At 35.9% G+C, this 24,677-nt stretch carries 17 protein-coding genes, 4 tRNA genes, 3 rRNA genes and 1 other annotated feature (1 of these 25 cut by a window edge); of the genes, 19 read left to right on the forward strand and 5 right to left on the reverse strand.

Going from position 1 to position 24,677, the window contains the following annotated elements; translation table 11 throughout:
• Positions 1-53: a binding site (T-box leader), on the forward strand; it begins 185 nt to the left of the window's first position.
• A 175-nt stretch (positions 54-228) separates the two neighbouring features.
• A complete protein-coding gene (locus tag D7I45_RS02260; protein WP_120784161.1) occupies positions 229-1,029 on the forward strand; it encodes a 2-keto-4-pentenoate hydratase in 801 nt (266 codons plus the stop codon).
• Positions 1,030-1,087: 58 nt separating this feature from the next.
• Here the strand turns inward: D7I45_RS02260 and D7I45_RS02265 are convergent, their stop codons facing one another.
• Positions 1,088-1,504, reverse strand: a complete 417-nt coding sequence (locus D7I45_RS02265) for a GtrA family protein (protein WP_120784162.1) — start codon at positions 1,502-1,504, stop codon at positions 1,088-1,090.
• A gap of 2 nt (positions 1,505-1,506) precedes the next feature.
• Entirely contained in the window at positions 1,507-2,442 is a 936-nt protein-coding gene (locus tag D7I45_RS02270; protein WP_120784163.1) for a glycosyltransferase family 2 protein, read from the reverse strand.
• Positions 2,443-2,629: 187 nt separating this feature from the next.
• Here D7I45_RS02270 and wecB point away from each other — a divergent pair, with 187 nt between their 5' ends.
• Together wecB and D7I45_RS02280 are read left to right on the forward strand one after the other, a co-directional pair.
• Complete coding sequence (wecB, locus tag D7I45_RS02275; RefSeq protein WP_120784870.1) at positions 2,630-3,757, forward strand: non-hydrolyzing UDP-N-acetylglucosamine 2-epimerase; 1,128 nt, start codon at positions 2,630-2,632, stop codon at positions 3,755-3,757.
• Complete coding sequence (locus D7I45_RS02280) at positions 3,747-4,634, forward strand: YihY/virulence factor BrkB family protein (RefSeq protein WP_162924069.1); 888 nt, start codon at positions 3,747-3,749, stop codon at positions 4,632-4,634. The genes wecB and D7I45_RS02280 overlap by 11 nt, the downstream gene beginning before the upstream one ends.
• 24 nt (positions 4,635-4,658) lie before the next feature.
• Here the strand turns inward: D7I45_RS02280 and D7I45_RS02285 are convergent, their stop codons facing one another.
• Positions 4,659-5,114: a flavodoxin gene (locus tag D7I45_RS02285; RefSeq protein WP_120784165.1), complete on the reverse strand. Its 456-nt coding sequence runs from the start codon at positions 5,112-5,114 to the stop codon at positions 4,659-4,661.
• Between the two features lie 77 nt (positions 5,115-5,191).
• Between D7I45_RS02285 and recX the strand changes: the two genes are divergently transcribed.
• The 4 genes from recX to D7I45_RS02305 all read left to right on the forward strand — a co-directional run bounded on the left by recX (position 5,192) and on the right by D7I45_RS02305 (position 9,277).
• Positions 5,192-5,995: a recombination regulator RecX gene (recX, locus tag D7I45_RS02290; protein WP_120784166.1), complete on the forward strand. Its 804-nt coding sequence runs from the start codon at positions 5,192-5,194 to the stop codon at positions 5,993-5,995.
• A 31-nt stretch (positions 5,996-6,026) separates the two neighbouring features.
• Positions 6,027-7,157 carry an AI-2E family transporter gene (locus tag D7I45_RS02295; protein ID WP_120784167.1) on the forward strand — a complete coding sequence of 377 codons (1,131 nt, stop codon included), beginning with the start codon at positions 6,027-6,029 and terminating at the stop codon, positions 7,155-7,157.
• Positions 7,158-7,172: 15 nt separating this feature from the next.
• A complete protein-coding gene (tagD, locus tag D7I45_RS02300; protein WP_120784168.1) occupies positions 7,173-7,583 on the forward strand; it encodes a glycerol-3-phosphate cytidylyltransferase in 411 nt (136 codons plus the stop codon).
• A gap of 113 nt (positions 7,584-7,696) precedes the next feature.
• The gene (locus D7I45_RS02305) at positions 7,697-9,277 is read left to right on the forward strand and encodes a peptide chain release factor 3 (protein WP_120784169.1); all 1,581 of its coding nucleotides are present in this window, start codon (positions 7,697-7,699) and stop codon (positions 9,275-9,277) included.
• Between the two features lie 30 nt (positions 9,278-9,307).
• Here D7I45_RS02305 and D7I45_RS02310 read toward each other — a convergent pair whose 3' ends face one another.
• Positions 9,308-10,321, reverse strand: coding sequence for a MucBP domain-containing protein (locus tag D7I45_RS02310; RefSeq protein ID WP_162924070.1), 1,014 nt, complete (start codon positions 10,319-10,321; stop codon positions 9,308-9,310).
• A gap of 90 nt (positions 10,322-10,411) precedes the next feature.
• Positions 10,412-12,592: an ATP-dependent Clp protease ATP-binding subunit gene (locus D7I45_RS02315; protein WP_120784171.1), complete on the reverse strand. Its 2,181-nt coding sequence runs from the start codon at positions 12,590-12,592 to the stop codon at positions 10,412-10,414.
• Between the two features lie 479 nt (positions 12,593-13,071).
• Between D7I45_RS02315 and D7I45_RS02325 the strand changes: the two genes are divergently transcribed.
• The 12 genes from D7I45_RS02325 (at position 13,072) to D7I45_RS02380 (ending at position 24,656) form a co-directional block, all read left to right on the forward strand.
• Positions 13,072-13,338: a phosphocarrier protein HPr gene (locus D7I45_RS02325; RefSeq protein ID WP_120784173.1), complete on the forward strand. Its 267-nt coding sequence runs from the start codon at positions 13,072-13,074 to the stop codon at positions 13,336-13,338.
• Positions 13,339-13,595: 257 nt separating this feature from the next.
• On the forward strand, positions 13,596-14,783 hold the full coding sequence (locus D7I45_RS02330; RefSeq protein ID WP_120784174.1) for a glycosyltransferase family 4 protein: 1,188 nt from the start codon (positions 13,596-13,598) through the stop codon (positions 14,781-14,783).
• 8 nt (positions 14,784-14,791) lie between these two features.
• Positions 14,792-15,814: a glycosyltransferase family 4 protein gene (locus D7I45_RS02335; RefSeq protein WP_120784175.1), complete on the forward strand. Its 1,023-nt coding sequence runs from the start codon at positions 14,792-14,794 to the stop codon at positions 15,812-15,814.
• A gap of 2 nt (positions 15,815-15,816) precedes the next feature.
• Positions 15,817-16,830: a lysylphosphatidylglycerol synthase transmembrane domain-containing protein gene (locus tag D7I45_RS02340; protein WP_120784176.1), complete on the forward strand. Its 1,014-nt coding sequence runs from the start codon at positions 15,817-15,819 to the stop codon at positions 16,828-16,830.
• 38 nt (positions 16,831-16,868) lie between these two features.
• Positions 16,869-18,929, forward strand: coding sequence for an LTA synthase family protein (locus tag D7I45_RS02345; RefSeq protein ID WP_120784177.1), 2,061 nt, complete (start codon positions 16,869-16,871; stop codon positions 18,927-18,929).
• 454 nt (positions 18,930-19,383) lie between these two features.
• Positions 19,384-20,957: ribosomal RNA gene (locus D7I45_RS02350) — 16S ribosomal RNA — on the forward strand.
• A gap of 94 nt (positions 20,958-21,051) precedes the next feature.
• A tRNA-Ile gene (locus D7I45_RS02355) sits at positions 21,052-21,126 on the forward strand.
• A 26-nt stretch (positions 21,127-21,152) separates the two neighbouring features.
• Positions 21,153-21,225 (forward strand) — tRNA-Ala (locus D7I45_RS02360).
• A gap of 168 nt (positions 21,226-21,393) precedes the next feature.
• A 23S ribosomal RNA gene (locus D7I45_RS02365) occupies positions 21,394-24,313 on the forward strand.
• A 69-nt stretch (positions 24,314-24,382) separates the two neighbouring features.
• Positions 24,383-24,499, forward strand: a 5S ribosomal RNA gene (gene rrf / locus D7I45_RS02370).
• Together the 16S, 23S and 5S rRNA genes with 4 tRNA genes alongside form the textbook arrangement of a ribosomal RNA operon.
• A gap of 5 nt (positions 24,500-24,504) precedes the next feature.
• Positions 24,505-24,577, forward strand: a tRNA-Val gene (locus tag D7I45_RS02375).
• A 6-nt stretch (positions 24,578-24,583) separates the two neighbouring features.
• Positions 24,584-24,656: transfer RNA gene (locus D7I45_RS02380), tRNA-Lys, on the forward strand.
• The last annotated feature ends 21 nt before the right edge of the window (positions 24,657-24,677 follow it).

Genomic DNA, 24,677 nt, shown 5'->3' on the forward strand with positions numbered 1-24,677 from the left:
GCCTTTATAAGGCTGTTAAATTAAAGGTGGTAACACGCGTAAGCGTCCTTAGATCCATATTGAATATGGGTTTAAGGGCGCTTTTTTATTTATCGATTTTAATTAGGAAAGGATGTGGTGGCAATGCAATTACCGATTAGTGATTTAGACGATGGACAGATTAATATTTTATTTAGGATTGCAGCGTCACCAATGAAGGTACGCTGCTAGAAAAGGAAGCGTATTATTATGACAACTACTGAATTAGAATTAACTGAAACTGAAGAAAAATTGGCTAACGCATTATTTGAAGCATACAAGACTAAAAAGCCTTTGAAAATGGATGAATGGGAAGATATGGTGTCAGATGAAGATGCATCATATCGTGTGCAAAGAAAGTTAATGGAATTAAAGAACGAAGAATTAGGCGGATATAAAGTTAGTTTAACTAGTAAGCAAACTCAAGATATGTTTGATTCAGATGAACCATTATATGGTGCACAAGTAAAATCACATTTTGTTCAATCACCAGTTTCATTATCATTACATAGTGAATTAATGGATCCACTTGCGGAAGTAGAGTTAGTTTTTAAAGCTAAAGAGAAATTATTACCAACTGATAGTTTGGAAGATTTATCTAATAAGACTACGGTAGCTTCAGGAGTAGAGGTGCCAGATTCACGTTTTGCTGATTGGTTCCCATCATTATCTAAATACATGGTCATGTCCGATGCAGCAGTGGGTGGATATGTTGTTTATGGTAAGGAATTTGATACCAACGACTTTTCACTAGAAGATTTAGAAAAAGTAACTACTAGTTTGTCTCATGATGGAAAAGAGGTTGCTACTGGTGCTTCATCTGAAGTATTAGGCAATCCACTTAAATCATTACAATGGTTGGTTAAAAAACTAGATCAACAAGGATTAACATTAGATGCTGGTCAACGAGTATCTTCAGGAACCTTCTTACTTCCACCACATTTAACTAAGGGTGAATGGAAAGCTACCTTTAATGAAGGATTTAGTGATGTAAACTTAAGTGTTAAATAAAAAATGAATAATTAAGCACAAAAAAAGCACTTCCGATTAAATCGAAAGTGCTTTTTTATTATTTATTGTGGTTAACGAACACAATAAGTTTGGACCAGAAGTAGTTAAATACAATAACAATTACTTGTCCGATGATTTTTAAAATGTTGAAGTTCTTATTTCCAAAGATCATTACACCTGGAACTAGAACAATTTCTTCCAATACTAGAGAAGCTAAACGACCAAATATAAATGAAAACATTTCTTTAAAATAGTCTTTAGCATTATCGGCATGTGAATGAAATACCCAGCGACGATTAGTAAAGAAAGCAAATAATACACTAGCTACCCAAGCAATGATGGTATTCCAGAAAGCTGAAATTTCAGGAAACATGTAGCGGCATCCAATGGCTACTACAATATCAATAATGGTAGTTAAAACACCCCAAAATAGATAAGCAATTACTTCTTTATATTTATTCCAAAGTTCAATCATAATTATTCTTTCTCTTTTACGATATATTTAGGGCGATTCTTAGTTTCTAGATAAATTTTACCAATGTAGTTACCAGCAATTCCTAAGCAGAATAGTTGTACACCATTGATAAATAAAATAATAGAAACTAGAGAAGGCCAGCCGCTAACGGCACCACCAAAGAAAATAGCTCTTAGGACTACGAAAATTAATCCAATGATGGAAATAAAGAATGAGAATCCACCAACCCAAGTAGCAACTTTTAGTGGTACATCAGAAAAGTCGACAATACCTTCTAGGGAATATTCTAATAATTGATATAGTGACCAATGAGATTCACCGGCAGCTCTTTCAACACCATCATATTCGATATATTTGGTATTAAAACCAACCCAACTAAAAATACCTTTAGTAAATCGGTTGTATTCACATAGTTTTAATACATTGTCTACATATTGACGAGTCATTAAACGATAATCACGTACATTTTGTTTAATTTCTACATCTGACATTTTGTTGATTACTTTGTAGAAGCTAGATGAAAGAAAGGCACGTACTGGATTTTGTTTTCTTGTTTTTTGAACACATCCAACTACGTCATAGCCATCTTCTTTTATGTACTTAATCATCTTAGGTAATAAGGCAGGTGGATCTTGTAGATCTACGTCCATTACGGCTACGTAATCACCGCCTACATTATCTAATCCAGCAGCCATAGCAGATTCTTTTCCAAAGTTTCTGGAAAAGGAAACATAATGGACATTCTTATCTTTACTTCTTAAATTTTTAATTAAAGATAGTGTATTGTCTGATGAACCATCATTTACGAACCAATATTCATGATTGTAGTTCATGTTGTTTTCCTTCATTTCGTTGAAAACACGTTCTACTTCATCATAGAAAAGATTGATTGATGGTTCTTCATTATAACAGGGCACAATTAAACCAATTGTTTCCAAAATGAAACCTCCTTAAATAACGTTAATAACTACATTTTATCATAATATAATATAAATAAAATAATATATTATATTTATATTTTGTGGATAAAGCCTAATATTATCGGAAAAATTAAATTATTTTGTTATAATTATAGTATAAAACTTTTTGTGCGGAGGCGTAATATTGAAAAAAACTATTAAAGTTATGACCATATTTGGGACACGTCCCGAAGCAATTAAAATGGCGCCTATAATTTTAGAGATGCAAAAACAATCTGAAAACTTTACTCCCATTACGGTATTAACTGGTCAACATAAAGAAATGCTAGATCAAGTAATGGATATATTTAATATTAAAGCTGATTATAATTTACATGTGATGAAGGCTAAACAAACCTTAAGTTCTATTACTACCACTGTGATTAGTAAGTTAGATGATATTATTCAAAAAGCCCAACCAGATATTATTTTGGTACACGGTGATACCACAACTACTTTTGCAGCAGCGGTAAGTGCTTTTTACCACCAAATTCCACTAGGACATGTGGAAGCTGGTTTAAGAACTTGGGATAAGTATTCTCCTTATCCAGAAGAAATGAATCGTCAAATGACTGATATTTTATCAGATGTATATTTTGCTCCTACTAAATTAAGTAGAGAAAATCTTTTAAAACAAAACTTAAATGATGAAAGAATATATATCACTGGAAACACTGCTATTGATGCATTAAATCAAACGGTAGATAAAAACTATCATCACTCAGTATTAGACAACATCGCTGATGATCATAAGATTATTTTATTAACTATGCATCGTCGTGAAAACCAAGGTGAACGTATGAAACGTACCTTTGAAGCTATTCGTGATGAGGTATTACGTCGTAAAGATATAGAAGTAGTATATCCAGTTCATCTAAGCCCAGCAGTTCAATCTGCTGCACACGAAATTTTTGATGGCATCAAGAGAGTTCATTTGATTGATCCATTAGACGTAGTGGACTTTCATAATATGGCAGCTAGAAGTTACTTTATTATGACAGATTCAGGTGGAGTACAAGAAGAAGCTCCTTCATTAGGTAAACCAGTATTGGTATTGCGTGATGAAACTGAACGTCCAGAAGGAGTTACTGCTGGAACTCTTAAGTTAGTAGGAACTGATCCAAAAGTTATTAAACATGCGATGGATGAATTATTTGATAATGATTCTGAATATCAACGTATGGCAACTGCTAAAAATCCTTATGGGGATGGAACTGCCTCCAAGCAAATTTTAAAAGCAATTGAAGATATTTTTAATGACCATAAATTAGATGGTGATAATAATGGATATTAAAAGACAAATGATTCGCTTTAAAAATTTTAGTATAAACGTAAAAAATCATTATAAGAATGCAAATGTATCTGACTCAGCAATAGTTATTGCTTTTTATACGTTGCTTTCTTTATTTCCAATTACTATTATTACGGGAAGTATTTTAAGTATACTAAATGTTAATTCATATGAAATTCTAGATTATCTAGAACCTTTGTTACCATCGACTATTTTTGACACTATTAGCCCTATAATTTCTTCGGCGTTACGTGGAGCAGGGGCCAATAATTTATCTTTTGGTTTAATTGTTGTAGTCTGGTCTGCTAGTCGAGCTTTAGCTGCTTTTCAAAGGGCGGTTAATCAAGCGTATGGAATTGAAAATGATAGTAATATCATGAATCGGATTGTGTCATTTGTATGGATGCTGTTATTACTTATTTCATTAAGTATTTTCTTAGTATTTCTAGGATTTGGTAGAGTTATCATCAGATATACAGCATACTTAATGGGATTCTCTAAGTGGAATATTAATTTATTCATTATGTTGAGATACCCATTAACTATTTTGGGTATATTCGTATTAATGGTATTGCTATATTACTTCTTACCTAACGTAAATACTAAATGGAAGTATGTATGGATGGGATCTTTAGTGGTAACTATTGGATTGATAGTTCTATCTAAAGGATTTTCTATTTATCTACATTATTTTGCTAAAAGCGTTGATACTTATAAAGCAATCGGTGCCTTTGTAATTTTAATGTTGTGGCTATATATATTAGGCATGATTTTAGTGCTAGGTGCGGTTATCAATGCTGCTGTACAAGATAGTTTACACGTCAAAATTAGAGATAGAAAACCATCGATTAAGTCCTTTATAGGAAAAAAAGGCAAATAAAAAAATCGTTGATAACATCAACGATTATTTTTTTAATGATTTATAACTATCAACTAAGCTTTGTGCGAAAGTATCCAAAGTAGCGATATCTTTTTCATCCGGTTCAAGATTGATTTTAATACCATCGGAACCTTGAGTAGCATTAGTTTTCTTAAATTGTGCGATGAAGTCATCTACAGCGGTGTTAAAGAACTCACCATAGAATTCATCACCAGATCCGGCAACTCCAAAAACTTTACCAGATAAATCTAAGTCGGCTAAATCTTCGAAGAAATCTAAACCTTCTTCTGGAAGGTGACCTTCATTATAGGTATATGCACAAACTACGCAAATATCTGCATCTTCCAAATCTTGCGCATCAGTTTGTGAAATTTCAGATTCTTCAACGTCGACTCCTAAGTCTTCTAATCCTTCAGTAACAATGTCGGCAACGTCTTCATTGTTACCGGTAATAGTGGCAAATACTACATGTGCTTTCAATTATATTCGTCCTTTCAAAAGTCGGTGAATTAATTATATCAAATGTTTATAATGATGTTAAATAAAGGAGATGCATTATGAAATCTAAAATTACCATGATTGAGGCCCAAAAGAGAAAAGGGCGCTTTAATGTTTATGTGGATGGAAAATATGCTTTTCCAATGAGTGAAAACGTAATGATTAAATACCGTGTCTTTAAAGGAATGGAAATTGACGCGGAATTAAAAAATAAGTTAGTAAATGCTGATGAAGTATCCAAACTATACAGCAGAGCAATTGATTTCTTATCTCACCAGTTAAGAACTGAATCTGAAGTAGTAGATAAGTTAAAGAAATATACAGAAAACGAACAACATATTGCGCAAGTAATGCAACGATTAACTGAATTAAAGTTAGTTAATGACCAAAATTATGCTAATAGTTATGTTAGAACGGAAGTGCGAAAGCAGGATAAAGGTCCTAACAATGTGTTTTATAAATTAAAGGAAAAAAAGATTCCAGAAGCATATATTGAAAATGCTATTCAAAACTTTTATTCAGATGAAGATATGCGAGAAAATTGTACGATTCAAATAGAAAAGACCTTTAAAAAGCATCGTAGGGATGCTTTTAAGAATCGTTTAGAAAAAACTAAAATTGCAGTGATGAAAAAAGGTTATCCAATGGATGTAGTTTTAAGCATAATGGACAATATGGAATTCACCGTAGACGAAGAACAACAAATGGAACTATTACGTAAACAATTTGAAAAAGTATGGTACCGTAATCGCAGATATGATCACTTACAACGTGTAATGAAGACCAAACAATCTCTATATCGAAAAGGCTTTGAAATGGATGATATAAACAGATTTATCGAAGAGAAAGAATCAGAACAATAAGTGGTATAATTTAATCCGGAGGGTTCATTTAATGACTAATAAAATAAAAAATTCGCCCATAATACTGTGGACATTAGAAATACTTTTAGTAGTAAGTATTGTTTGGGTTTGTACTAAATTAGAATTTATTTTTTCACCAATAGGTATCTTTATATCGGCTGTATTTATGCCTATATTAATTGCGGGTGTGCTATTTTACATGCTTAATCCTATCGTTACTTTATTGATGAAAATAAAGATTACTAAACATAAGCACCTTTCAAGAACATCAGCAATCGTGATTGTTTATTTATTCTTGCTAGCGTTATTAGTGTATGTAATATCATCATTTTTACCTAGCTTGATTGCACAAATTAGTAATTTGATTAACAATCTTCCTAAGATTGCTAAAGATATTAATCACTATGTGCAAGTACATTCACGTACAGGGGTATTTCGTAAGTTTTATGCGTCTGAATATGTAGATCAATTGCAGAATTATATTTATAATTATGCTGAACACTCATTAGGTGGTCTTACTGAAAGTATGGGATCTATTATATCTGCAACAGCTTCTGCTATTGTGGTGATAGTTACCGTTCCGGTAGTTTTGTTCTATATGTTAAAAGATGGTCACAAAATGATTCCCAATATTGCTAAGATGCTTCCTCCTAAGAGAAGACGTCGTGTTACTCGTTTACTAAGAAAAATGAGTGCCACCATTTCACATTACATTGCTGGTCAAATGATTGAATGTTTATTCGTAGGGGTATTTACTTCTATTGGTTATATTCTAATCGGACAAAAATATGCACTTCTACTAGGATGCTTTGCAGGTATTTGCAACATTATTCCATATGTAGGACCATATATTGGTATAATGCCATCCATTTTTGTTGCATTGTCAGATAGTGTAAGTAAGTTGATTTGGGTAATCGTAGTAGTTATAATTGTTCAACAATTAGATGGTAATTTAGTTTATCCTAATGTTATTGGAAAATCTTTGAATATTCATCCGTTAACGATTATAATTATTTTATTGGCTGCTGGTAACATAGCAGGATTAATGGGAATGATATTAGCCATTCCTTTATATGCCGTGGTCAAAGTGGTAGTTCAATATCTATATAGTATTTGGATGTTGGAAGAAACCCAAAAAGAAATAAAAAGTGAAAAACATTAAAAAGCAGGAGATTTTATGAAAAAAGTAATTACTTATGGAACATTTGATCTTTTACATAAGGGTCATGTTAGATTATTAAAACGCGCCAAGGAATTAGGCGATGATTTAACTGTTTGTGTTTCTACAGATGAATTTAACGCTGAAAAGGGAAAGAAAGCATATACTTCATATGAAGATCGTAAATATGTCTTGGAAGCTATTCGTTATGTAGATCACGTTATTCCAGAAAAGAGCTGGGACCAAAAGATTAAAGATGTTAAAGACAATGACATTGATATCTTTGTTATGGGTGATGATTGGAAAGGTAAGTTTGATTTTCTTAAAGATTATTGCCAAGTAATTTATTTACCTAGAACTGAAGGAATTTCAACTACTAAGATTAAGAAAGACTTAGGTCTTAGTGAAGAAAAAGATTGGAAACAATAACTAAAAACATCCTCGATATTTTTTCGTCGGGGATGTTTTTTAATAAGCATATTTTAGGCTGAATTTATATGTTACAATTAACAATATATTAATTAAACGGAAGGAATCGAAAAATGGGTAATAAAAGTAGTATAGATGCAAGCGTAGATAAACGTCGTACGTTTGCCATTATCTCTCACCCGGATGCCGGGAAAACAACTATTACCGAACAATTACTTTTATTTGGGGGAATTGTTCGACAAGCAGGAACTGTTAAAGCCAAAAAGTCAGGTAATTTTGCTAAATCAGACTGGATGGAAATTGAAAAGAAACGTGGAATTTCTGTAACTAGTTCTGTTATGCAATTTGATTATGGTGGAAAGAGAATTAATATCTTGGATACCCCAGGACACCAAGATTTCTCTGAAGATACTTATAGAACTTTAATGGCGGTTGACTCAGCTGTCATGGTTATTGATGCTGCCAAAGGTATTGAACCTCAAACTAAGAAGTTATTCCAAATTTGTAAAATGCGTGGAATTCCTATTTTTACCTTTATGAACAAGTTGGATCGAGACAGTCGTGATCCAATGGAATTGATTAGTCAATTGGAAGATGTTTTAGGTATTGAAGGATATCCTATGAACTGGCCAGTTGGTTCAGGTAAGATTTTACGTGGATTATATGATCGTTATAATCGTCGTGTAGAATTATACCGTCCAGAAGATAAAAACAAACCATACTTACCATTAGATGAAGATGGTAATTTATTAGAACCAAGTAAGCTAGAAGAAGATAACGTTTATCGCGATGCCAAAGAAAGCATGGATTTAATTGCTGAAGCAGGTAATCCTTTTGATGCTGAAAAAATTAGAAATGGTGAACAAACACCAGTATTCTTTGGTTCAGCATTGGTTAACTTTGGAGTTAAGACTTTCTTAGATGCATACTTAAAATTTGCACCTAAACCTGGTGAACATGAAACTGAAAATGAAGTGGACTTAAAACCTGATGATAAGCAATTTACTGGTTTCGTATTTAAGATTCAAGCTAATATGAACCCTAAGCATCGTGACCGTATTGCGTTCGTTCGTGTTTGCTCTGGTGAATTTGAAAAGGGTATGGATGTTACTCTACAAAGAAATCAAAAGAAATTACGTTTATCTAACGTAACTGAATTTATGGCTGATACCCGTGAAAATGTGGAAAATGCCGTTGCCGGAGATATTATCGGATTGTATGATACTGGTAATTTCCAAATTGGTGACACTATTTATGCAGGTAAACGAGAAGTTAAATTTACTAAGTTACCTCAATTTACTCCTGAATTGTTTATGAAGGTTTCTGCTAAGAACGTTATGAAGCAAAAATCATTCCATAAAGGAATTAAGCAATTAGTACAAGAAGGTGCGGTTCAACTTTATACTGCATATACTACTGGAGATTATATTCTAGGTGCCGTTGGTCAACTACAATTTGAAGTTTTCCAATTCAGAATGCAAAACGAATATAATTCAGAAGTAGTTATGGAACCAATGGGTAAGAAGACTGCTAGATGGATTGATCCAGAACAATTAGATGAAAAGATGTCTTCATCTAGAAATATCCTAGTTAAGGATGGTCATGGTGATCCATTGTTCTTATTCGAAAATTCATTCGCTGAACGTTGGTTCAAAGAAAAGTATCCAGATGTTAAATTAACATCCAAACTATAAAGCAAAATAAAAAGGATTAGATTTAAAAATCTAATCCTTTTTTTGTACATATTTATCCACAATGAAATATAAATCATTAATTTCTAGCCAAGTAGTTTGGTGGTTATCCACAATTTGGTGAGTAACTTTAAATACATCATTAGCATGTAAGAACTTTAAGCAACTACCATAAGGATAGTTATACACAGGAACACTTACTCGATTGTTATTAACTATTGCTGAGTAGTTAGTTGCTGTGATTTGCCAACTACTTGAATCGACTAATTGTTTAGCAAATGGGTAATGAATTTCTGCATAATCTAAATCCTTTATCCATTGATTAGGTCCAATGTTAAGCCAAACACAGTTGTGTGATTTAACTCTATAAAATACTTTCCAAGTACTGTCCTTAGGTAAGAATACATTATATATATCACCAGCAGTGTCATTAAATACGGGTGTATATTTACGTAACTTAACATAATAGTTTACTCGTTCTACATTATTCCAATCAGATCGGCGATAATAGATAACTAAGTTTTGCACTTGATCGTTAAAGTATCCTTCTTTTGCACCGGAGTAAGTAATTATATTAAAACCTTGTAAAGAGGGGACGTTAATTTCAAAAGCATCTCCAAAACGTCCTAAAACCATTTCCGGCATTTTAACCATGGAATATGTATCATAATTAATGAAGAAAACATTAACGGGTTTTCCACTTAATTTCATATAGTGGATAATTACTTGATTGTCACGATGCTTAAAAACTCGTGTATCTCCTTCAATATTACATAGTACATAATGATCAAAATCAGGAATGATAAATTTAGTATTTTCATTTAACTTACCATTTAATATATCGAAACTTTTAAGGGGATGACCGTTTTCATCAACGTAATATATAGTCATTGACGCAGATGGTAACTTTTCAACATGTGTATAACTTTTTTTAGTTTTAACGTAATTGTGGTAGTGGTTGTTATTAACTTTATTAGTTGGCGCTGCCACGCTACGTTGCTTTTTAGGCATTAAAAAATGCAATACATTATTTAAAAAATTAAGCACAATCATCCCTCCTTTACATATATAATAACATACTGCTTTATATATTTTTTAATAAAAAAGTCCCCATCTAATATAGATAGGGACTTTTCTTTAATTTTCGGGTGTTACATAAATTTCATTTTTATCATTAACATCTACCGAAATAGTTTTACTTTCTGGATGATCTAGACAATAGTCAGCAACTTTATCTTCGATTTGTTCTTGAATTACTCTTCTTAATGGACGAGCACCCATAGCTGGGTTGTAACCTAAATCAACTAATTTATCTTTAGCAGCAGAGGATACGGAAATCTTGAATCCTTGGCTAGATAACATGTGATTTACATCGGTTAGCATTAAGTTAAGAATACTCTTCAAGTCACTCTTGGATAGTGGGTTGAATTCTACTATGTCATCGAAACGGTTTAGAAATTCTGGCTTGAAGTAATCAGCTAGCTTACCCATTACAGAATGAGTTTGATTATTAGCTTCAGCACCAAATCCTACACTAGCAGGTGCGTCACCAGTTCCAGCGTTACTAGTCATGATAATGACAGTATCTTTGAAGGAAACGGTACGACCTTTAGCATCGGTTAGACGTCCGTCATCTAGAATTTGTAGGAAAGCTTGTAAAACATCTGGATGAGCTTTTTCTACTTCATCAAATAGCAATAAACTATATGGATTACGACGAACCTTTTCAGTTAATTGACCAGCCTCATCATAGCCAACATAGCCAGGAGGTGAACCAATTAATTTAGATATAGAATGAGGTTCACGGTATTCAGACATGTCGAATCTAATCATGGCATCTTTAGAACCAAATAATTGTTTAGCCAATTGTTTGGCTAATTCAGTTTTACCAATACCGGTATTACCCACGAATAAGAATGATCCGATAGGGCGACCAGTACCATTGAAACCAATACGGTTACGCTTAATAGCTTTTGCAACCTTTTCAATGGCTTCATGTTGACCAATAACATGTTTGGATAGGTCTTTATCTAAATCTCTTAGATTATTTTGTTCTTTTTGTTGTAGTTTACCTACTGGAATCTTAGTCATATTTTCAATGATATTTTGAATATCAGTAACGGTTACAGTAGGGTAATCACTCTTACTAGTATCTAGTTCAGATAATTTCTTATCTAAGTTTTCTATCTTATCACGATAGAAAGCAGCTTTTTCGTAATCTTCAACTTTTAAAGCATCTTGTTTTTCTTGTTTACACTTTTGAATATCTTCCTTAATATCATCTGGTGATTTAATGTCAGATTTAATATTAAGTTTAGAACCAGCTTCATCGATTAAGTCGATGGCTTTATCTGGTAAGAAGCGGTCTTGAATGTAACGATTAGAAAGGTAAACGGCTTGTTTAATAGCTTCCTTACTGTATTTAACATGATGGAATTGTTCATAACGATTCTTAATACCATTTAAAATATTGATGGTTTCATCAGGGGATGGTTCATCCACTCGAACAGTTTGGAAACGACGAGCTAATGCAGAATCCTTTTCAATGTTACGGTATTCATTTAAAGTAGTAGCACCGATTAATTGGAAATTACCTCTGGCTAGGGCAGGCTTTAATACATTACCAGCATCCATACCACCATCGGCATTACCAGCGCCCATGATTTCATGAATTTCATCAATAAATAAAATGATGTTAGAGTCCTTTTGGACCTCATCAATTAATTGTTGCATTCGTTTTTCAAATTGACCGCGCATAGAAGTTCCTTGAACAATGGAAACTACGTCTAATCTAATTACGCGCTTATTTTTTAGTTTATCAGGTACTTGTTGGTTAGCGATTTTTAGTGCCAAGCCTTCAATTACGGCTGTTTTACCGACACCTGCTTCACCAATTAATACGGGGTTATTTTTAGTGCGGCGGTTTAAAATTTCTATTACACGATTGATTTCTTGATCTCTACCAATTACGGGATCAATATCGCCTTTTTTAGCTAACGCAGTTAAATCATAACCGTATTTCGCAAGGAGCGAATTATTGTTGCCACCACTACGATTGCCATTAGTTTCATAATTATGGTTAGCAGCATTGGTGTTGTTTTGATGGATAGTGTTAAATAAGTCATCTAGATTGTTAAATCCAAATGGGTTTTGCACCATATCTATTTGATCATCATGATCATCAGATGGATATGGTTCGGATCCAGAAGTTAACTTGCGATAACAATCCTGGCAAACATCAATGTGTCTTTTTTGACCATCTATATTAACTAATAGATGAATGGTAGCTTCATTTTTATGGCAGTTTTCGCATTTCATATGATTGCTCCTTTCTGTGACATAAATTAATGATCAATGATTGGGAATCTTTTTGACCTTAATTGACCATTTGTAACGGACATTATAACGCTATGATTCTAATCTTCAAGAAATTAGTTTAATTTATATTATTTTTGTATTTTTTTGAGAAAGTGTGTGTATAAAATGGCGTTAATCGTTTATAATATATAGATGAAAGAGGGAATATTACTATCGCAGATAAGAACTATACCGAATTATTAAATGATTTAAAAGATAATAAGATTAGTGAACTGGTAATTAAACCAGACGAATTTACCGACTTTCAAGTTGCTTTTATGAATTTCGACACTAGAAAGCGTGTAGTAGGTAAGGCTAGTCAAAACGGAATAATTACCTATACTTACCAGTCCGATAGTGGCTCTAATAGTTAAAAATGTTGTATTTTATTATATTAATTGATATTCTAAAATTAGCATATTGAAAAGGAGATTTTCGAAATGGAAAAACGTCAATTTAAAGTTGTTTCTGAAACCGGAATTCATGCACGTCCAGCAACATTGTTGGTACAAACTGCTACTAAATTTAAATCAGAATTAAAATTATCATACGAAGGAAACTCAGTAGATTTGAAATCTATCATGGGTGTTATGTCACTAGGTGTAGGTCAAAATGCTGAAGTTACTGTAATTGCTGATGGTGACGATGAAAAAGAAGCTATCGAAGCAATTGCTAAGGCATTTAAGTCCGAAAACTTAACTGATTAATATTAACCATTCGGTAGGATTTAAACCATTTTAATATTTAATGAGTCAGAGATATTTTATATATAGGTAAGAATAGCGGCATAAGGTTATAGCTGTTATTAATTGACCGTATAAAATACGCTGGCTTTTTTTTATAGTTATAATGTCTTATGGCAGTACAGTGTTTAAGCCATTTTATGTTTATAAGTCAATTTGCAAAGCAACTTGTAAAACAATATAATTACAAATAACTAATATAAAAGTAGGGAGGTGCTGGTTTGAATATAGGAATTTTTACCGATACTTATTTTCCGCAAGTAAGTGGAGTAGCGACTTCCATTAAAACATTGAAGAATCAATTGGAAAAAAATGGGCATCAAGTTTATATATTTACTACTACGGATCCACAAGTAAACAGAGAAACTAACGAGAAGAATATTTTTAGATTCTCTAGTATTCCTTTTATTTCATTTACTGATCGTAGAATTGCGGTTCGTGGGATGTTTCAAGCATATCAAATTGCTAAGAAACTTAATTTAGATATTATTCATACCCAAACAGAGTTCTCAATGGGAATTATAGGTAAAGTGGTAGCTAAATTTTTAAGAATACCTTGTGTGCATACATATCACACCATGTATGAAGATTATTTACATTATGTGGCTAAAGGTAAATTATTAAAACCAGTGCATGTAAAAGAGGCGACCCTTGCATTCTGTCATAATATGTCCGGTGTAGTGGCGCCAAGTAAGAAAGTATTAGATACGTTGGTCAGATATGGGGTTAAAAGCCCTATTAGAATTATTCCAACGGGAATAAACATTGATAAATTTAATACAGTATCATCATTTGATTTGAGAAAGAAATTGGGGTTATCACCCGATACACCTATTTTGCTTTCGGTAAGTCGTTTAGCATATGAAAAGAACATTTCAGAACTAATCGATGCCATGCCAACTATTTTGGCACAAAAGCCGGATGCTCATTTAGTAATAGTAGGGGATGGACCTGCTAGAGATGATTTGAAACATCAAGTAGATCAAATGAAATTAAATGAACAGGTAAGATTCATGGGTGAAGTAGATAATGATGATGTTTATAAATATTATCATGACGCTAATGTTTTTGTTTCTACCTCTAATTCTGAATCACAAGGTTTAACGTATATTGAAGCTATGGCTGCTGGAATTAAAGTAGTAGTGGCATCCAGTCCTTATACAGAAGACTTACTAAGCAGCAAAGACTTAGGGATGACCTTCGTTGATGAACAAGGTTACGTAAAAAATGTATTGGATTATTTGAATATGCCTAAACATAGCCGAACCCCTGAAGAAATATCTTTACGTAACAGTAAGTTACACGAAATATCTTCAGAAAATTTTGCTATTAGAATTGTCGATTTCTATAAAAATTGCCAAATGGAATATAATGAAGAAATAGATAAAAATAGTGGGGTAAGTAATTAGGAGGAAATATGATAAAAATCGATATGTATTCGACCGCTGATCATGTAAAAGGTCAAGGAGTGGGCAGTGCTTATTTAGAACTAATTAAGATGTTAAAGAAGCATTTTCCAGATGAATTTGATATTACGATAAATAATCATCGACCATCAGATATTACCCATTATCATACAATTAATTTACGTTATTATTTCTCTACTTTTAGTAAGAAACGTGGAAAAAGAATTGGGTACGTACACTTCTTGCCAGAAACATTGGAAGGCAGTTTGAATTTGCCTAAACCGATTAAATGGATATTTTATAAATATGTGATTGCTTTTTATAAGCGAATGCAAGAAATTGTGGTAGTTAATCCTACATTTATTCCTAAGCTAGAAGCCTATGGAATTAATCGTGAAAAGATTACTTACATTCCTAATTTCGTAAGCAAAAAAGAATTTTATCCATTAACTGCAGAACAAAAGTCAGCTATTAGAGAAAAGATGGGCATTTCTAAAGATAAATTCGTAGTAGTAGGTACTGGTCAAGTACAAACTAGAAAAGGAATTTTAGATTTTGCTCGTTTAGCTGAGAAAAATCCTGATGTGACATTTATATGGGCCGGTGGATTTTCATTTGGAAAGATTACCGATGGATATAAAAAGTTAAAGCGCTTAGTGGATAATCCACCTAAGAACTTGTATTTCCCTGGAATCGTGGATCGTGATAAATTATTCGAATACTACAATGTAGCTGACTTATTCTTATTACCATCCTTTAACGAATTATTTCCAATGTCAGTCTTAGAAGCATTTTCTTGTGGAACGCCAGTAATGTTGAGAAGCTTAGATTTATATAAAGAAATCATAAGTGGATACTACGAACCTTTCTCTACATTTGATGAAATGAATAGTAGTTTAAAAACATTAATGAATAATCCTGAAAAGCTAGCTGAGATGTCACAAAAATCTTTAGCAGCATCAGATTATTATTCTGAGGATCATTTGGCTTCTATATGGAACAAGTTTTATAAGAGTCAGATAAAAGAGGGTTAGTAATGACAAAGAGAAATGCGATTACGTTTGTACTAATGTTTTTGATAGGTATTTTGATATTCGCATACTTTATACGAGATATTAATGTGAACGTATTGATAGCTGATTTTTTTACTATTAACTGGTGGTGGATAGCAGCCGCACTAGTGTGTATGCTGTTATACTTGGGATTAGAATCCGTGGTAGTCAAAACAATTGTTGATACCCAAATTGATCACTTTACATTTAAAGATGCACTTAGAGTGCCATTAGTAGAACAATTATTTAATGGTATTACGCCATTCTCCTCTGGGGGACAACCAGGACAGCTTTACGTTATGGTCCAAACTGGAGTGGATGCTGGAAAAGCTAGCTCGGCACTGTTAATGAAATTTGTGGTTTTTCAAGGGATGATAGTGATTAACTTTATCCTTAGTATGATTATCGGATTTCAATATGTACAAGAAAAACTACACTACTTAGCATGGCTAGTTTTATTCGGATTCTTTATTCATTTAATAGTAATAGTTGCATTGCTATTGATTATGTATTGGTATGGTTTTACCAAGAATATGGTAGACGGATTAATAAAACCTGTTAGATGGTTTATTAGTGAAAAAAGATTTGTACTTTTTAAGAATATGATTGATAATAAAATAGATACTTTTCATGCAGAAAGTATTAGAATAGCTAAGCAATGGAAATTAATGATTAAGATCATTTTAATAACATTCTTTCAATTAGCTTTTTATTATTTAATTCCATATTTCATCATGTTGGCATTAGGCTTCGATGGTGTGAATATAATCATGGTAGTCAGCTTGCATGTTTTAATATTTATGATAATTTCTCTTTTCCCTATTCCTGGGGGAGCAGGTGGTGCAGAATATAGTTTTCAAACCCTGTTCAAGAGCTTTATCACCAATAATACTAAGTTAATTTTGGCGTTAATTATTTGGCGCTTGTTAACGTACTATTTAGGGATGATATTAGGAGCAGTAGCATTATTTATACATCCTAATAAAGTTAATAAATAGTAATAAAATAATTTTATTTATATTCGGAGGCATAGATTATGTCTAGTCATATTAAAAATACTAGAAAGTTTTTTAATACGAAATTTGGCTTTTTCGTATTAATTGTTGCGTTATTTTGGTTAAAGACCTACATTTCATACCACATGGATTTCACATTGGGTGCGAAGGGATTTGTTCAACAATTCTTATTAGCTGTTAACCCATTACCAGCTGGATTATTACTATTTGGAATAGCACTATATTTCAGAGGTAAGTTAGCATATTGGTTAATGATGATTGTTGATTTAATAGAATCTATTTGGATTTTTGCCAATGTATTATACTACCGTGAATTCTCTGACTTTTTGTCATTTGGTATTATCAAGGGTTCAGGTAGTGTGCAAAACAATTTGGGTAAGAGTTTAGCTGAAATACTTCACCCATTAGATTTCTTTGTTTTCATTGATATCATTGTTTTAGTTGCATTGCTACTATTCAAGGTTATTAAAGTCGATCATGCACCATTCAAGAAAAAGAACGCATTCGCAATTACTGTATTGTCAATTGTTCTAATGGTTGCAGAATTCGGAGTATCTAATGCCGACCGTTCTGGATTATTAACTAGAACATTTGATAATAACTATATTGTTAAATACTTAGGACTAAATGAATATGCTGCCTACAATGCATATCAAACACATAAGGAAAGTGAAACTAGATCAGAAGCAAAGCCATCTGATTTAGATAGTATTAAGTCCTACTTAAAGAAGAATAGAACTGCACCAAATATTCAATACTATGGAAAAGCAAAGGGTAAGAATGTCTTTATCATTCACCTAGAGAGTTTCCAACAATTCTTAATTGATTATAAAGTGGATGGTAAACCTGTTACACCAACACTAAACAAGTTCTACCATAATCAAAATACATTATCATTTGATAATTTCTATCACCAAGTAGCACAAGGTAAAACTTCTGATGCTGAAATGATGCTAGAAAATTCATTGTTTGGTTTACCAGAAGGATCAGCAATGGTTACTTATGGTACACAAAATACTTACCAAGCTGCTCCAGCTATGTTAGCTCAAAAGGGATACACAACTGCTTCATTCCATGGTGACGTACCTAGTTTCTGGAACCGTGATAATGCATACAAGTCATGGGGATACCAATACTTCTTTGATTCCAATTACTACAAGGAAAAACCATCTTATACAGTTGGATATGGATTAAAGGATAAGATATTCTTTAAAGACGCAGCACAATATTTACAAAAATTACCACAACCATTCTATGCAAAACTAATTACATTAACTAACCACTATCCATATGAATTAGATAAGCAAAATGTATCATTCCCAGCTACTAAGACAGGGGATAATACAGTAGATCCATATGTACAAACAGCACATTACTTAGACCAAGCATTCTCTCAATTCTTGAAGTACTTGAATAAGACTGGCTTAAGTAAGAACAGTATGATTGTGTTATATGGTGATCACTATGGTATTGCTAATACTCATAGACCAGCAATTGCACAATTATTACACAAGAAGTCCGTGGATAGTTATGATTTAGCACAATTCCAAAAAGTACCATTTATGATCCATATGAATGGACTAAAGGGTGGAATTAATCATACTTATGGTGGAGAAATTGATGTTTTACCAACATTACTACACCTATTAGGAATTAAAGATAATAATACAATTCAATTTGGTAATGATTTATTATCACCAAACCGTAACCAAACAGTTGCCTTTAGAAACGGGGACTTTGTATCTCCTAAATATACAGTAATAGGAAGTACTGTATATGATACTAAGACCGGTAAAGTAATTAATCCTACTAAGTCACAACAACAAGAGATTAAAAACATGCAAAACCATGTAACTACTGAACTATCTCTATCAGATAAAGTAGTATTAGGTGACTTATTAAGATACTATAATCTAAAAGGCTTTAAGAAGGTTAATAAGAAAGAATATAGCTATAAATATTCAGATGGTATGAAGCTTCTAGAAGAAATGGATAAGAAGCATCATACTAGCTTGTTGAGTCAACTTCATAAGAAGGATACAGTTGATATGTACAAGACAGATGCACCTGAATTGAAATAGATCAAAAAAGGATGACAGAAATGTCATCCTTTTTTTTAATTTGTTGTTGACGATTTCTATATACTTTGATAATATAAATATTGCTGTTGATAAATGAGAAAGTGAAACAGCTTGATCAAAAATATTAAAAAAGATATTTAAAAAAAGTTGTTGACTTTTGATAGTTGAGATGGCATAATAATTATTGTTGTCGTTGCGATAGAGCAAATGATAACAAAACAGTTTAAAAATTAATTATAAAAAGTTGTTGACATTAAGTTGTTAACGTGATATAATTAATGAGCCGGCTGATAAAGCTGGTAATCAGGTAGATCTTTGAAAACTGAACAAGATTGATAATTCGATGATGTGTAAGGAATCTTATAACAAAGTTATAAGAATTAAACATTGCGAAGTCAATTCGCTTATAAAATAACAATTTATTCAGAAGAGCTAAGTTAAGCTTTTCATCTTTTAAGATGAGAGTTTGATCCTGGCTCAGGACGAACGCTGGCGGCGTGCCTAATACATGCAAGTCGAACGAGCTCTCCCAAAATTGATTTTATGCTTGCATAAATGATTTTTTGGATTCGGAGCGAGTGGCGAACTGGTGAGTAACACGTGGGTAACCTGCCCTTAAGTGGGGGATAACATTTGGAAACAAATGCTAATACCGCATATGAATTAAAACCGCATGGTTTTAATTTGAAAGATGGCTCTGCTATCACTTTTGGATGGACCCGCGCCGTATTAGCTAGTTGGTGAGATAAAAGCCCACCAAGGCGATGATACGTAGCCGAGCTGAGAGGGTAATCGGCCACATTGGGACTGAGACACGGCCCAGACTCCTACGGGAGGCAGCAGTAGGGAATCTTCCACAATGGACGAAAGTCTGATGGAGCAACGCCGCGTGAGTGATGAAGGGTTTCGGCTCGTAAAACTCTGTTGTTAAAGAAGAACAAGTGTAAGAGTAACTGTTTACGCTTTGACGGTATTTAACCAGAAAGCCACGGCTAACTACGTGCCAGCAGCCGCGGTAATACGTAGGTGGCAAGCGTTGTCCGGATTTATTGGGCGTAAAGCGAGCGCAGGCGGTCTTGTAAGTCTGCTGTGAAAGCCCTCAGCTTAACTGAGGAAGTGCAGTGGAAACTACGAGACTTGAGTACAGAAGAGGAAAGTGGAACTCCATGTGTAGCGGTGAAATGCGTAGATATATGGAAGAACACCAGTGGCGAAGGCGGCTTTCTGGTCTGTTACTGACGCTGAGGCTCGAAAGCATGGGTAGCGAACAGGATTAGATACCCTGGTAGTCCATGCCGTAAACGATGAATGCTAGGTGTTGGAGGGTTTCCGCCCTTCAGTGCCGCAGCTAACGCATTAAGCATTCCGCCTGGGGAGTACGACCGCAAGGTTGAAACTCAAAGGAATTGACGGGGGCCCGCACAAGTGGTGGAGCATGTGGTTTAATTCGATGCTACGCGAAGAACCTTACCAGGTCTTGACATCTTCTGCCAACCTAAGAGATTAGGCGTTCCCTTCGGGGACAGAATGACAGGTGGTGCATGGTTGTCGTCAGCTCGTGTCGTGAGATGTTGGGTTAAGTCCCGCAACGAGCGCAACCCTTATTATTAGTTGCCAGCATTTAGTTGGGCACTCTAGTGAGACTGCCGGTGACAAACCGGAGGAAGGTGGGGATGACGTCAAATCATCATGCCCCTTATGACCTGGGCTACACACGTGCTACAATGGATGGTACAACGAGTCGCAAAACCGCGAGGTCAAGCTAATCTCTTAAAGCCATTCTCAGTTCGGATTGCAGGCTGCAACTCGCCTGCATGAAGTTGGAATCACTAGTAATCGTGGATCAGCATGCCACGGTGAATACGTTCCCGGGCCTTGTACACACCGCCCGTCACACCATGAGAGTTTGTAACACCCAAAGACGATGGGGTAACCTTCGGGAGCCAGTCGTCTAAGGTGGGACAGATGATTAGGGTGAAGTCGTAACAAGGTAGCCGTAGGAGAACCTGCGGCTGGATCACCTCCTTTCTAAGGAAAATTTCGGAAACTTACATTAGAATGTATTAATCTTATTCAGTTTTGAGAGGTTTACCTCTCCAAAAACTTATGTTATTTGCTCTTTGGGCCTATAGCTCAGTTGGTTTAGAGCGCACGCCTGATAAGCGTGAGGTCGATGGTTCGAGTCCATCTAGGCCCATCGACCTGAAAGGGTCTTAGCAATATGGGGAATTAGCTCAGCTGGGAGAGCACCTGCTTTGCAAGCAGGAGGTCAGCGGTTCGATCCCGCTATTCTCCATTGACACGAAAGTGTCATACTTGGTTCTTTGAAAACTAGATATTATTTAATTTCTATATTGAATTTGTATTTAATACAATTTCAACCGAGAACACCGCGTTATTTTGAGTTTTAAAATATAGTTTATTCGTAATACTCAATTAACCAAACATCACGTAGTGATGAATAGGTTAAGTTATGAAGGGCGCATGGTGGATGCCTTGGCACTAGGAGCCGATGAAGGACGGGACTAACACCGATATGCTTCGGGGAGCTGTACGTAAGCTTTGATCCGGAGATTTCCGAATGAGGAAACTCAATAATCTTAATCGATTATTACTAATTAATGAACTGAGTAGTTAATTAGAGGCAGACGTGGGGAACTGAAACATCTCAGTACCCACAGGAAGAGAAAGAAATTTCGATTCCCTAAGTAGCGGCGAGCGAACGGGGAACAGCTCAAACCAAAGAGCTTGCTCTTTGGGGTTGTAGGACTGAACATTTGAGTTACCAAGTTAATTGATAGTCGAATTATCTGGGAAGTTAAGCGATACAGGGTGATAGCCCCGTAGACGAAATCAATTAACCTCAGTTCAGGATCCTGAGTACGGCGACACACGTGAAACGTCGTCGGAAACCGGGAGGACCATCTCCCAAAGCTAAATACTCCCTAGTGACCGATAGTGAACCAGTACCGTGAGGGAAAGGTGAAAAGCACCCCGGAAGGGGAGTGAAATAGTTCCTGAAACCATGTGCCTACAAGCAGTCAGAGCTCGTTAATGAGTGATGGCGTGCCTCTTGTAGAATGAACCGGCGAGTTATGTTAACATGCAAGGTTAAGACGGAAAGATCGGAGCCGTAGCGAAAGCGAGTCTGAATAGGGCGTTACAGTATGTTGAGATAGACCCGAAACCAGGTGATCTACCCATGTTCAGGCTGAAAGTGCGGTAAAACGCACCGGAGGGCCGAACCCGTGTACGTTGAAAAGTGCTGGGATGAAATGTGGGTAGCGGTGAAATTCCAAACGAACTTGGAGATAGCTGGTTCTCTCCGAAATAGCTTTAGGGCTAGCCTCGGACTTAGAATCATGGAGGTAGAGCCACTGTTTGGATGAGGGGCCCGTCATGGGTTACTGAATTCAGATAAACTCCGAATACCATTGATTTATATGTCCGGGAGTCAGACGATGAGTGATAAGATCCACCGTCGAAAGGGGAACAGCCCAGACCACCAATTAAGGTCCCTAAATATATGCTGAGTGGAAAAGGATGTGAAGTTGCATAGACAACTAGGATGTTGGCTCAGAAGCAGCCACCATTTAAAGAGTGCGTAATAGCTCACTAGTCGAGTGATTTTGCGCCGAAAATTTACCGGGGCTAAGCATATTACCGAGATTGTGGACATGACGTAGTCATGTGATAGGAGAGCGTTCTAAGGGCAATGAAGTTGGACCGCAAGGACTGATGGAGCGCTTAGAAGTGAGAATGCCGGTATGAGTAGCGAAAGAATAGTGAGAATCTATTCCACCGATTGACTAAGGTTTCCTGGGGAAGGCTCGTCCTCCCAGGGTAAGTCGGGACCTAAGCCGAGGCCTAGAGGCGTAGGCGATGGATAACAGGTTGAGATTCCTGTACTAGTTAATTATGTTTGAACGATGGAGGGACGCAGAAGGCTAACCCATGCACACTGTTGGATATGTGTGTTCAAGTGATAAGTCAGTTGATGAGTGAAATGCTTATCAGCGTGTTGACAAGTCATGATGAGGATCGAAATAAAGTAGAGAAGTGGGCCATGTCACGCTGCCGAGAAAAGCTTCTAGTGAGTAATTAACTACCCGTACCGCAAACCGACACAGGTAGTCAAGGAGAGTATCCTAAGGTGAGCGAGTGAACTCTCGTTAAGGAACTCGGCAAAATGACCCCGTAACTTCGGGAGAAGGGGTGCTACACGCAAGTGTAGCCGCAGTGAAAAGGCTCAGGCGACTGTTTATCAAAAACACAGGTTTCTGCAAAATCGTAAGATGAAGTATAGGGGCTGACGCCTGCCCGGTGCTGGAAGGTTAAGCGGATGAGTTAGCTTCGGCGAAGCTCAGAAGCGAAGCCCCAGTAAACGGCGGCCGTAACTATAACGGTCCTAAGGTAGCGAAATTCCTTGTCGGGTAAGTTCCGACCCGCACGAAAGGCGTAACGATCTGAGCACTGTCTCAACGAGAGACTCGGTGAAATTGAGATACCTGTGAAGAAGCAGGTTACCCGCGACAGGACGGAAAGACCCCATGGAGCTTTACTGTAATTTGATATTGGGTGTTGACATAGCTTGTACAGGATAGGTAGGAGCCGTGGAAACCGGAACGCTAGTTTCGGTGGAGGCATTGTTGGGATACTACCCTCGCTGTGCTAACACTCTAACCCGCGCCACTGAACGTGGCGGGAGACAGTGTCTGATTGGCAGTTTGACTGGGGCGGTCGCCTCCCAAACAGTAACGGAGGCGCCCAAAGGTTCCCTCAGAATGGTTGGAAATCATTCATCGAGTGTAAAGGCAAAAGGGAGCTTGACTGCGAGACAGACAGGTCGAGCAGGGACGAAAGTCGGGCTTAGTGATCCGGTGGTTCCGCATGGAAGGGCCATCGCTCAACGGATAAAAGCTACCCTGGGGATAACAGGCTTATCTCCCCCAAGAGTTCACATCGACGGGGAGGTTTGGCACCTCGATGTCGGCTCATCGCATCCTGGGGCTGTAGTTGGTCCCAAGGGTTGGGCTGTTCGCCCATTAAAGCGGTACGCGAGCTGGGTTCAGAACGTCGTGAGACAGTTCGGTCCCTATCCGTCGCGGGCGTAGGAAATTTGAGGGAAGCTGTCTCTAGTACGAGAGGACCGAGATGGACATACCGCTGGTGTACCAGTTGTCCTGCCAAGGGCACCGCTGGGTAGCTATGTATGGATGAGATAAACGCTGAAAGCATCTAAGTGTGAAACCGACCCCGAGATGAAATTTCCCATTCCTTTATGGAAGTAAGACCCCTAAGAGATGATTAGGTAGATAGGCTAGAAGTGGAAGTGCAGCAATGTATGGAGCGGACTAGTACTAATTGGTCGAGGACTTAACCAAGTAAGGTAAGTATCGGAGAAATAAATAATATCTAGTTTTGAGAGAACGAAGTTCTTTCAAATAAAATAGTGTGGTGGCGATAGCTAGAAGGACACACCTGTTCCCATGCCGAACACAGAAGTTAAGCTTCTAAACGCCGAGAGTAGTTGAGGGATCGCCCTCTGCAAGGGTAGGACGTCGCCGCGCTTTATGGAGGATTAGCTCAGTTGGGAGAGCATCTGCCTTACAAGCAGGAGGTCACAGGTTCGAGCCCTGTATCCTCCATTATACGAGCCGTTAGCTCAGTTGGTAGAGCATCTGACTTTTAATCAGAGGGTCGGCAGTTCGAACCTGCCACGGCTCATTAGTTTAATAATTATACTTT

The sequence above is a fragment of the Apilactobacillus bombintestini genome (assembly GCF_003627035.1).
Classification (GTDB): Bacteria; Bacillota; Bacilli; order Lactobacillales; family Lactobacillaceae; genus Apilactobacillus; species Apilactobacillus bombintestini.

Bases quoted from the DNA above. Each gene is read 5' to 3' on its own strand.
- recX (WP_120784166.1), top strand. From the start codon at position 5,192: ATGAAATCTAAAATTACCATGATTGAGGCCCAAAAGAGAAAAGGGCGC.
- D7I45_RS02295 (WP_120784167.1), top strand. From the start codon at position 6,027: ATGACTAATAAAATAAAAAATTCGCCCATAATACTGTGGACATTAGAA.
- tagD (WP_120784168.1), top strand. From the start codon at position 7,173: ATGAAAAAAGTAATTACTTATGGAACATTTGATCTTTTACATAAGGGT.
- D7I45_RS02265 (WP_120784162.1), bottom strand. From the start codon at position 1,504: ATGATTGAACTTTGGAATAAATATAAAGAAGTAATTGCTTATCTATTT.
- D7I45_RS02345 (WP_120784177.1), top strand. From the start codon at position 16,869: ATGTCTAGTCATATTAAAAATACTAGAAAGTTTTTTAATACGAAATTT.
- D7I45_RS02260 (WP_120784161.1), top strand. From the start codon at position 229: ATGACAACTACTGAATTAGAATTAACTGAAACTGAAGAAAAATTGGCT.
- D7I45_RS02280 (WP_162924069.1), top strand. From the start codon at position 3,747: ATGGATATTAAAAGACAAATGATTCGCTTTAAAAATTTTAGTATAAAC.
- D7I45_RS02305 (WP_120784169.1), top strand. From the start codon at position 7,697: ATGGGTAATAAAAGTAGTATAGATGCAAGCGTAGATAAACGTCGTACG.
- D7I45_RS02340 (WP_120784176.1), top strand. From the start codon at position 15,817: ATGACAAAGAGAAATGCGATTACGTTTGTACTAATGTTTTTGATAGGT.
- D7I45_RS02315 (WP_120784171.1), bottom strand. From the start codon at position 12,592: ATGAAATGCGAAAACTGCCATAAAAATGAAGCTACCATTCATCTATTA.
- D7I45_RS02335 (WP_120784175.1), top strand. From the start codon at position 14,792: ATGATAAAAATCGATATGTATTCGACCGCTGATCATGTAAAAGGTCAA.
- wecB (WP_120784870.1), top strand. From the start codon at position 2,630: ATGACCATATTTGGGACACGTCCCGAAGCAATTAAAATGGCGCCTATA.
- D7I45_RS02325 (WP_120784173.1), top strand. From the start codon at position 13,072: ATGGAAAAACGTCAATTTAAAGTTGTTTCTGAAACCGGAATTCATGCA.